Source organism: Porphyromonas pogonae, assembly GCF_036320655.1.
GTDB lineage: Bacteria > Bacteroidota > Bacteroidia > Bacteroidales > Porphyromonadaceae > Porphyromonas > Porphyromonas pogonae.
Window position 1 is genome coordinate 150,362 of the sequence record NZ_CP143258.1, and the last position, 11,484, is coordinate 161,845.

The 11,484-nt window shown below is 44.6% G+C and carries 6 protein-coding genes; all 6 read right to left on the minus strand.

The window, feature by feature from the left end; all coding sequences use genetic code 11:
* Positions 1-325 precede the first annotated feature (325 nt).
* The 6 genes from VYJ22_RS00610 to VYJ22_RS00635 all read right to left on the minus strand — a co-directional run bounded on the left by VYJ22_RS00610 (position 326) and on the right by VYJ22_RS00635 (position 11,234).
* Positions 326-2,269 (minus strand): MGH1-like glycoside hydrolase domain-containing protein, encoded by a 1,944-nt coding sequence (locus VYJ22_RS00610; protein WP_329904415.1) that lies wholly within the window; start codon positions 2,267-2,269, stop codon positions 326-328.
* 20 nt (positions 2,270-2,289) lie between these two features.
* Positions 2,290-5,478 (minus strand): glycoside hydrolase family 2 TIM barrel-domain containing protein, encoded by a 3,189-nt coding sequence (locus VYJ22_RS00615; RefSeq protein WP_329904416.1) that lies wholly within the window; start codon positions 5,476-5,478, stop codon positions 2,290-2,292.
* A 16-nt stretch (positions 5,479-5,494) separates the two neighbouring features.
* Positions 5,495-6,100 carry a lysine exporter LysO family protein gene (locus VYJ22_RS00620; protein WP_329904417.1) on the minus strand — a complete coding sequence of 202 codons (606 nt, stop codon included), beginning with the start codon at positions 6,098-6,100 and terminating at the stop codon, positions 5,495-5,497.
* Positions 6,090-6,377: a LysO family transporter gene (locus tag VYJ22_RS00625; protein ID WP_329904418.1), complete on the minus strand. Its 288-nt coding sequence runs from the start codon at positions 6,375-6,377 to the stop codon at positions 6,090-6,092. Before VYJ22_RS00625 ends, VYJ22_RS00620 begins: the two co-directional genes overlap by 11 nt.
* Positions 6,378-6,627: 250 nt before the next feature.
* The gene (locus tag VYJ22_RS00630) at positions 6,628-8,127 is read right to left on the minus strand and encodes a RagB/SusD family nutrient uptake outer membrane protein (RefSeq protein WP_329904419.1); all 1,500 of its coding nucleotides are present in this window, start codon (positions 8,125-8,127) and stop codon (positions 6,628-6,630) included.
* A gap of 14 nt (positions 8,128-8,141) precedes the next feature.
* Complete coding sequence (locus VYJ22_RS00635; protein ID WP_407989485.1) at positions 8,142-11,234, minus strand: SusC/RagA family TonB-linked outer membrane protein; 3,093 nt, start codon at positions 11,232-11,234, stop codon at positions 8,142-8,144.
* Positions 11,235-11,484: the final 250 nt, after the last annotated feature.

Here is an 11,484-nt window from a genome sequence, read left to right on the forward strand (position 1 = left end):
AGAGACGGACGCATATTTTGACAAAATGTCAATCGAGACTGTTGCAAAAGTCAACAGTCTCATGGATTTTGGAGGCAAAGCCGACAAAAGACACTTTGACCGGGCAGAGAAGGTAAAGTGCAAGGCGCTAAGAGTGAGTGCACAGGGAGTTTACTTCAGGTAAATGACCAAGCCCGAATCTCGCAAGCAACGAAGCAATTGGCCTGCTATGCAACGGTGTCCAATCAGGAAACCAGCTCTAATAAGGGAATAAATTGGGGGGGGGGTAAAACGACCTCCTGCCCAAACCGGAAATCTAAAATACAGAGCTCTATTCGACACAGTCTTAGCGGCCGTAATCGTGGTATAGCATCAGCAAATGGGCAGCACTCCAGCTAAAATGGGCTGCCTGAAGCGGCTTACCCGAATGACAATCATAATTTTCATATATTGCCGATGAGCCCTGAAGGCCTTGAAGACGGTCGAAAACCTGCCGTGTATAAACATCTGCGACAGCTCTGTAACCATAATTTCTAAGCCCTCGGATTGCAAAATAAGTCTGATCCAACCAAATAGAACCTCTCCAGTAGCCATCGGTCTTATATCTCTTGTTATCGGCAGCAACAGTAGGGAAAGGAATATAGGTAGAAAACTTAAAGCTTTTGCGCAAAATGGGATACATGGCCTTTACCTGTGCAGGCGCTGCCAAACCCGTCCACATGGGAGTATAGGCTTCACAACCCTGATGACGTATGAGAGCCCCGGAGCCCAAACGCCTGTCATAGAAAAAGCCGGTTTGCTCATCGAAAAATGCACGGGAAAGCTTATCGAGATCGGTACGAGAGCCTTTGAACTCTAAACCCAAAAGCCCGGCCATACGCTTGAGCAACATTTGCTCATAGCACAGGTAATAATTGAGATCGACACTTTCCTGATTATAACTCCAGGCATCATCAGCAGACTTCAACATAGCGGCGGCGTCAAAGCGTATGGCATTGTCCATACCACTCTCCCATGCAGCAGCTTCGCGTGTGCCGTCAGTGGAACCGTATTCGCAGATACCATTGCCATCGTGATCCCGTTTCTGATACCACCACAAATAATACTTCATCAACTTGGGATACATCTCCCGCACAAAGTCTACATCGCCCGTGAGCTGATACACCTCATTTACCGCCCATGCAGCCAAAGGCGGTTTGCTGTCTCGCAAATTATTTTCCCGTTTATCGGCATACACACAATCGACAACCATGCCATCAGGCAACTGGTAATCAAACATCGCCTTGATCTGTTCTTTGGCAAGTGAGGGATGGAAGTAAGCTAGGGCTACAGCATGCTTCCATGAATCCCAAGCCCAAAAACCCATGAAATAACCGGCAGCATGGCTGGGCACAACACCCGCATGCAACAAGTCACCCTTGGGCGCCCTCCAGTTGGTGATAAGCGTAGCTATACACTTGACAGCAATACGATTGTAAGCTTGGGGCATGTCCGGACGTAATACTTGAGAAATATACTGTTCCCAACGCTGATGATGGCTCTTGAGTATCTCACAAGGTTTTATAGGCAAGGGGCATATACTATCAGCCGACAAACGACCTGAGCGGAATGTAAGCGTGAGATACGCCTCTTTGGCAGGCACAGTAGCTGCGTAATTATCCCCTTTCACCGTAAGACGGGAAGAAGGGGGCAACTGCAAAAGCACACTCTCATCGAATGATTTATTATAAAAGCAGATCAAATTGTCTTTGGCTGTAATCTCAGTATCGGGGGCTAACCCCTCAGCAGAGAGGGAGAATAGGTCTACACCATGACAACGTATATGCAATAAAGAAGTAGTACTATCGGTAATCACCAATCGCTGCTCCACGGCAGCATGTGTGTTACGTGAACTAAGGTATAAGCCACCGGGATAATAATTGGTACTATCCGCCACTAAAGAGTCAGAACTGCTCAAAGGGATATCGACACGTACAAGCGAGCGAGCAAACCATTTATACTTGTCCAAGCTGAATGGCCCGCAAAAGCCGTTGACCCAACGATCTCGTTGTGGCATAGTGTATCCGAACCACGCACCGCAATCGGAAAAGAATCCGTTGGGTTTCGCTTTCTCCTGTGGGGTGTATGAGATGTCAAAAATATTGGGATATGCGACATCAAGACGGTACCGAGACAGAGTGTGAGTACAGTCATGTTGCGCCACCATCCTTAGGGGCATGAATAAGTACACTATACTACATACAGAGATATGGAGCAATACGGAAGCGATACTATATTTGATATATTTCATTGATTATACGATATTATTATTTATTCCGAAGTTGAACGCTTTATCCCCAAGGGCATGATATAGAACGAGTACTGCTGATCTACGGGACTTACGGTATACTCAGGGTGCACCTTAGCTCCCCATGAGTTATCACCACCTACACCCATCTGCACTTTATCTATATTTACCCTTACAAATTCTTTTTGGGCAATGCTACCCCCGTGTTTACGATTGATCTTGAATGGGATGTAGTCGATATCTTCCTGTTCGAAATTCCACGCACTCATGCTCAATGGGGCTTGATGCGCCATGACCTTGAACCCTTTACCCTCATGATCAGTAAAACTCATCCACCTGACGTCACACATATTGCCTGTCTCCTGTGGGCGCACATAGGGTGTAAACAGATTCCAAACGGATGATCGGTACATACCGATAAGAGCGGAAGACTTACGATCCTGATAGTTCTCATGAGGGCCACGGCCATACCAAGTTACTTGGTCAAAATGCTTCCACACCGTCATGCTCATACCCAACCGTGGTAGTTCGGGCAGTGCTAACTTCCTGTCGACAGGAGAGAAATTCAGAGTCACACCGATGAGTCCGCCGGGATAAATATCATAGAAAAGGTCTACCGCACAGTGAGCTTGAGTAAGCAGATATTTACATGATACACGTACGGCACCTCCTTTCACCTTGTCGTGCCGTATGGATAGCAATCGTTTATTGCTCCATGCTCTTTTCCATACGCCACAGCGCTCGGCAGTACCGTTGGCCACATCATTGTCTGTAAGGGCACGCCAAAAATTGGGTTGCAACCCCCTAAGTAGGATGTTACCGTAACCATAGTCAAGGGAAGTCATCTCTCCGGAAGATTTATCAAATCCGATTTTCACAAAAGGCGATCCTATATTTATCATGAGCGAGGTTTCCCGCACATCGATACTTTTACTTTCAGAAGTAAGATGCGGTTTGGGCAAGATTACAGAGTTGAGAGGGATCTGCTCCACAGCCACTACAAAATCGTGTGGCAATACCCCCTTATCTTTTCGAGTCAAAGCTTCTATATTGAGAAAGTATTCTTTACCGTCGGAAGCATGAGCATAAGCCCCCAAGGGGATATTGATGAAAGAGCTTTTACCCGGGGGAGTAGAAGGGAAATCACCTGTCACTGTACGGATGGGATGACCATCGGCAAGAATAGTCCAACGGTAATAATAGTCACTTAAATCAATAAAATCATGCAAGTTAGTTATCTTGGTGCTATTTTCTGAAAAAGCAGCGGGAGCAAAGCGGATATACTGATACACCTTCTTTACCTCATGAATGTGCGGATGAAGTACCCTCTCTGCCGACACTAACCCGTTGGCACAAAAATTAGAGTCGTTAGGCACGCCCACACACCCCAAATCTCCGCCGTATGCTTGTATAATCCGCCCTGCGGAGTCACGTCGCTCAAAGGTCTGGTCTATCCAATCCCAGATAAAACCACCCTGAAGATTCTTGTGCTTATAAATAAGATCCCAATAATCACTTAGATTACCGACACTGTTGCCCATAGCATGGGCATATTCGCAGAGGATAAGCGGACGTGACTGTCTTTCGTTAACAAACTTCTGCAAATGCCACAAACGCGCATACATAGGACAAAAAATATCAGACATACCTTCCTCTCCTCCGCCTTCGTACTGCACAAGACGAGACGGGTCATACTGCTTGCTCCATTTGTAATTGGACTCAAAATGTTTTCCATACCCTGATTCGTTGCCCAAAGACCAAATAATTACAGACGAGAAGTTGCGGTCACGATGGATCATACGTTGCATACGCTCGCGAAAAGGCACTTTCCACGGATCGTTATTGGCAAGTGTACCATCCTTGTGGTTTTCCATCCCATGGCTTTCGATATTGGCTTCATCCACGACATACAGACCATACTTATCACATAGAGCGTACCACTCAGGGTAATTAGGGTAATGGCTGCAACGAACGGCATTGATATTGTGCTGCTTCATCAGTGTTATATCTCTGATCATACTTTCTACAGATATGCTGCGACCCTTTAGTGGTTCGTGCTCGTGTCGGTTGACCCCCTTGATAAGAATGGGAACTCGATTGACCAGAAGTTGCCCGTCATAGAGCTCTACACTCCTTAGTCCGAATGGGTGACAAAATGATTCGAGCGGTTTATGGCTATCTTTATCGAACGTATTTACAACCAACCGATAGAGATAAGGGTCTTCTGCACTCCACAAACGAGGTGAAGTGATGCGAGTATCGATGGTATGCAGTGTGTCGCGAGCTGAAGCGGGAGTGAACGTGCGGGAGAATAGTTGCTCGGACTCGGCATCAAGCAACTTGACTTGGACTTCCATCCCCCGGGGATTGCAGAGAGTGAGATTGAAAGACAAAGTAGCCTCTCTGAAATCAGGAGAAAACTTATTGTGAATCACAAAATCCGCCACTCTATTTTGCGGACGGGCATATATGTAAACACTGCGTTCTATACCGCTGTACCTCCAATAGTCCTGACATTCGAGATAAGACCCGTCGGAATAACGTATCACCTTGACGGCAAGAATATTCTTCTCCGCCGGTCGAACATACTTGGTAATATTAAAGTGTGCAGGAAGCCGGCTATCTTCGCTGTAACCTATAAATTCGCCGTTGAGATAACAATAAAAGGCGGATTCCACCCCCTCAAAATCAATGAATATGTCTTCACCGTTCCAGTCGGCCGGGACTGTAAATTCTTTGATATAAGCTCCGCAAGGGTTGTAATCCTTAGGCACAAAAGGGGGATTGGCCGGGAAAGGATAGCGTACATCGGTATAAATAGGAACATCGAAGCCTTGCAACTCCCAGCTTCCGGGTACTGTAATAGACTTCCAACCGGAGTAATCAAAACCGCGACGATAAAAATGAGGCATTTGCTCCACTGTCTTGGTAAGTTTGAAAGACCACATGCCGTCAAGACTGATAACACGCTCCGTTTTATAATCTCTTCTGAGCCATTCGTGATCAGGCTTGCGCAACTGCGCTATTGCTGCCGCTTCATTGCGAAATGGTCTGAAAAAAGCATGCATAGGCTCTCTATTGACCCCATTGACCAATGGATCCTGCCACCAAGCATCAGAAGGAGAGTTTACTCTTTGAGGAGTATGTTGCTGAGGGCTTGCATAGCATAAAGCAAATATGTAGCATAGAATCAAGGTCGAAATTCGTTTCATATTTTACACCGTTGTATTAAAATGAGCAAAAGAAATTAACGAGAAAAGGAACACTAAAATCAAGTGTTATACCATGAATAATAGAGATAAGTAAAACATCTTTTCCGGAAAACTTGAGGATAATGGGCAGTGTGGTATCCATACTGGTGGCACCCCCTACTGCAATGGGAGCCAATTTACCGAAATACTTGATGAACAAGGGCGGTCCCAGCAATGCAAAGATCTCCCGGATTACATTGGATAATAATGCTGTGGCACCAAGCTCAGCTCCTTTGTACTCTGTAATGATAATGCCGGATAAGGAATAATAACCAAAACCACTGCCTACAGCCAAGCACTCTGTGATAGAACGATGAGGCAGGAGTAAAGATACTACAGCGCTACCCAACAGCGTACCCGCCATAGTGGCGAATGGTAATAGTAAGAGTATCCCCTGAAAATTTCTAAAATTGCCTATTACACGCTCATCACTCCCGATAGATACGCCCACAAACAAGAGAAGGAAGCAGAGTAGATAGAAAGATAATTTGTCAGGGATGACGTGTGGCGGAATAACGTTGCCCATACCACCAAGCACGAGTCCTGCAATAAACATGAGGGCTGTAATAACACTACTTTTCATGACCAGTGCGTTTATAGAATTTTTGAAAATACCCTAAAGTCCATTTGGCCGCCAAGCAGCTAAAAAGAACTGCAAAAAGGGTAATAAGCAAAGCATCAAAACCGATTTTGGTCAGATTGGCAAGGATACTGCGGTCGCAACCAAACTCATAACCAATAAAAAACAATAGTAACCACGTAAGCACAGATATAATGTTGCTTACGTACTTGAGGTTATTGTGCCTGAAAAGATAGCCTATACCTATCCCCAAAATCAGAAAGCATATGATAATAAGCATGGTCAATAAAAAGATGTTATAAGATGATTACTCGATAAATATAACGGGCACACACAGAGTGTACCGCTACTCTGCAAAAGTAATCGCTTTGTGTCAAATGCGGAGAAAAAAGCAGTACAATCACCCATCACCAACAGGTTGTTATGAGGCAATGCACCGGGAGCTGACGCTCCCGGACAAAGCCATGACATGAAAAGATTTACTGCTTATATTTTGAGCAGGTTTCGTAAATACGATACCTGCATAAAGATTATTGATTGGCCAATACTTCTTTTAACGGTAACGGATAGAAACTATTTTTACTCTCATTGAAACCGCTTCTTTTGGCTGCGCTCATGGCCTGCGTAAGCTTACCCCAACGGCGAAGATCGTACCAGCGCCAGTTTTCCAACGGGAATTCTATCATGCGCTCATGCTCTATCTGTGCCATTACCTCGGACGGTGAAGAGCCTTTCATCGGGGGCATATTGCCGTGTACCTTTCGTATCTCATTGATAAGAGGAATGGCTTCTGCCGAACGTCCCAAGGCATTCAGGACTTCGGCTTTGAAAAGCATGACATTGGCATATCGCATCAAAGGGATATTGATAGCACAATAGTTCTGATCCATCCCCTGCTGTGTGGATGGTAACATTTTACGGAATACAGTGCGCTTGGAGGTTCCGAACTTATCTTTGTAATCACTGCCAAACACTTTCTTTTTACCATCGTTGTAAAAGGGTGTGTCGAAAAATAGAGTCTCATACATACGTTTATCATACAAACTCTGGGTAGAGATCATTCCTTCTTTTTCGAACTCACTAATGAGTATTTGGCTGGGAAGTATTTCATCCCAGCCTCCAAGCTCAGAGCTTGCTATCCACTTATGGAATTGGGTACGGTAATTGGCTCCGCTGGCAGTATTCATAGAAAACTGAAGCTCAAAGACAGATTCTTTACAATTCTTGTTAACACCGGAGAACATGCTACTGAACTTCTCCTCCAACTCATACCCTTTGACATGCTCGAAGGCCTCCAAAGCTTGTCCCAAATACTCCTCTTTCTTCGCCTTCTCTTCATATGCGCGAGTAAGATACGCAAAGCCCAAATACGAATATGCCGCACCGGAAGTAGCACGTCCTACATTGTCTGCATCATATCGAGCAGGCAATCGAAGCGATTGTTTCAAATCACTCACTATGGCATCCCAACATGCCACACGCTCCGATACAGGCTTCTTGAGGTCTTGTGTGCCGGCGATGAACTTATCTCTTATCACAATCTTTTCCCAGTTGAGCAAAAGTTTGAGATGATAGTACGCTCTAAGGAAATGAGCTTCGCCCAAGATCTGTGCTCTTGAAGCATCATCAATCTTATTCTTATCTATCTTGGGAACATTCTCCAATATCTGATTACAAAAATTGATTCCATCATAATTATTCTTCCAGTATTCGGTAACCTGAGAATTACCGTTGGTATAAGAAAACGTAGACAATTCTACCCAATTGGGATAATTCATAGCATCATTACCAAGCGTAATGATATCCTCCCTATAAGCCTCCACAGGCCACTTTACTTCGGCAAACGCCCATGTATCTACAGAGTACTCTAGTTGTGAATACGCTGCAGCTATTGCAGACTCAGCATCTTTCTTATCTCTCCAGAATTTCTTGGTGGTAAGCTTGTCGGGAGACTCTACCGAAAGGAAATTGTCGCATGATGTCAATAACAAAGACATCAACAGGAATGAACTATATATATACTTTTTCATTGTGTTTGTCTTTTTTAGAATGATAGCTGTAAACCTATGGTGTAAGAACGAGTAAACGGATAGATGAGCTTATCAATACCGTTGCTCAAGACACTGGAGCGTGAGAACTCCGGATCGATACCCTTATAAGATGTGAGGGTAAAAAGATTCTCGCCGCTGACATAGAAGCGGAGGTTGTCTAGGTACAGTTTATGAGTCCACTCTGTCGGCAATGTATATCCAAGCTGCACTTGTCGCAGGCGGAAGAAGTCGCCTTTTTCCAAGAATCGGTCGGACTCTTTGAGATTACCGTTGAGGTCTTTGTACACAGCTCGTGGCACAGATGTATTGGTATGAGTGGGTGTCCATGCATCCAAGGCTGATTTGAGGAAATTGGATCCCGAATTCATCCCTTCATAGAAATATTTATTACCATTATAAAGCTTGTATCCGAAAGCACCGCCTAACACGGCAACGAAGTCCCAGCCTTTGTACTCAGCACTCAGGTTGAAATTGAGCTCGTACTTAGGAGTAGCATTGCCACAATATTCTTTATCATTCTCATCAATAACTCCGTCTCCATTGATATCTTTAAATTTAAGGTCTCCTGCATGAGCCTCAGGCTGGAGCAGTACTCCTTTATCGTTTTTGTATGCCTTCACTTCTGATTCCGACTGGAACAACCCATCCGTTTTATAGAGGAAGAAGCTACCGATAGGCTTACCCTCTCGGGTCTGGGTAGGGAAATGTTCTGATCCGTATTTCAGGCCTTCGCCATATAATACTTGGTATTTTTCAGCCAGAGACACTACTTTATTATTGATAAAGCTGAAGTTCATGCCTGCACCGTATTTAAAGTCACCTATATTGCCATTGTATTTCAACTCAAATTCAATACCGGTGTCACGTATCTTGCCCACATTCAACACCGGGTCATAATACCCCGCAGAAGGGGGCAATACTTTGGTAATAAGGAGGTCTTCGGTCTGATTATAGAAATAGTTGAAAGATCCGGTGAGCTTATTATTGAAAAGTCCGAAGTCGAGTCCGATATTCTTATTATCAGAAGTCTCCCATTGCAGAGACCTATTTTCAAGATCTCGTGCTATACTTCCCGGCCACGGATTCTCACCATTGCCTTTGACATAGCCTTGAGCTTTGTTGTTGGCAGTATTTATAAGAGCCTGGAAATCATAATAGCCCAAAGCATTCTCATTTCCAAGGCGACCCCAACTTGCTCTCAACTTAAGACTGTTGATAAAGCCATCCTTAATGAAGAAGTCTTCTTCGCTTATCTTCCAGCCGAGTGCCAAAGAGGGGAAAGTACCCCAACGAGAGTCCTTACCAAACTTAGAAGAACCATCACGACGTATAGTAAATTGAAGAAGGTAACGACTATCATAGCTGTAATTCAATCGCCCGAAGAAAGACGCTCTTCTGTAAATCCATTTGGAACCGCTACCATCGAAAGTACCGCCTTTCCCTGCATCGATCGTCTCAAAACTTTGGTCGAGAAATCCCTTTGGCTCTTCAGTAGTAACAAGTCTGCCGTTCTCTACTTTATATACAATAGTCTTGCCCTCAACCGATACCGAGTTCCAGGAGTATTTACGATCAGTGATAGAAGTACCCGCCATAGCATTGACAGAGTGTTTATCGAAAGTCTTGTTGAATGAAAGAATATTATCAAACACCTGCTCATCCCAGTAGCCAGTAGTCTCGCTGTTGGTTGGGAAATCGGATTTAGACTTGTAGTCCGCCACATACACCGGGGTATGATAAGCGCGTCTCTGATGCTCGCCCCTGTATCCGTAAGCTGTTTTGAAATTGAGCCAATCGGTGATATTGACAGTAAGTGCGCCATTGGCTGTGGTATGGTACGACTTATTGGAATACTTCTGAAAATTATAATCGGCCATAATATTTCTATTATTGGGCAGATCATCAAAATTTGTGAGTCCATAGCCACTTGGTTGTTTGGGATCGAGTATAGGCACCAATGGGGATATCATATACATCTCCTTGAGTGAGTAACCGGGTTGCTTGGTATCGGTGAACTTAAATCCGAAATGAGATTCTATCTTGAATATCCCTTTGGTCAGATTCAGCTTGGCATGCACATTGTCATGCCTGTAGTTATTACCGAGGAAGATACCCTTGTCGGCAGCCCTGTTATAAGAAAGGGAATAAGTGGCATTGTCTGCACCTCCACGAATGCTCAACAGATAACTCTGCGAAAGTCCCGTGCGTAATATGGCGTCCTGCCAGTCCGTATTCACATCAGAAGGGTTGGTGATATAGGCAGGCAACTTGATCTTCTCATCATCCGTTGCGTACATATTATAGTTTTCGTACATCTGCTTGTGTACTTGCTTGTAGCCTTGGGCATCAAGCATCTCCAACTTCTTGGCTACGTTCACAAAGCTTACATAGCTGTTGAAGTCCACCTTTGTTTTACCTTTCTTACCGTTTTTAGTTGTGATAATAACCACTCCGTTAGCAGCAACAGATCCATAGATCGCAGCAGCAGCACCATCTTTGAGAATCTCCATAGACTCTATATCCTGAGGGTTTACATTGTTGATATCACCCGGGAATCCGTCAATGATGTAAAGAGGCTCATTACTGCCAAAGGTGCTAATACCCCTGATCTTCACATTCACACCGGCACCGGCATTACCCCCCATCTTACGCACACTCACACCGGACACTTTGCCTTGCAGTGCTTCTGCAGGATTAGTGGTAGCTATCTTGCCCAGCTCTTTGGTATCTACAGAAGATACAGCTCCCGTCATATCGCTTTTTTTGATAGTACCGTAACCTATTACCACTACTTCATTGAGAAGTTCGGAGTCTTCCTTGAGTACAATCTTGAGAGTAGCCTCGCCGTTGTACACCAAGACTTGCGAGGCATAACCTACGGACGAGATTCTGATACGATCCCCTTTGGTAAAATTATACACAAATTTACCCGCTACGTCCGATGTCACACCACCCGATTTGTTTATTATCGTAATGCTGGCTCCTATCACAGGTCCCCCCTTATCATCCACTACAGAGCCTTTTACGGATATGCTCTTACCGGTTTGTTGTTTTTGAGTTGTAGTGGTATTTGTATGTGTTGTCATTTCATTCTTGTAGAGGATGTAAAGCTTCTTGTCTTTAATCTCATAATCAAGATGTCTTGAACTCAAGAGACGCCCCAGTACACTTTTCAACTCTTCATTGGAGGCCTTGATAGAGACTTGGTCATTAAGATTGGCAGCCTCTTTGCTATAAGCCAGTGTGTACCCGAGCTGATCGGTTATACCTTTCAGCACAACCTTGATCGATTGCTGCCTATAGTCCACCGTCACCTTTTGCCCATAGGCATGTGTA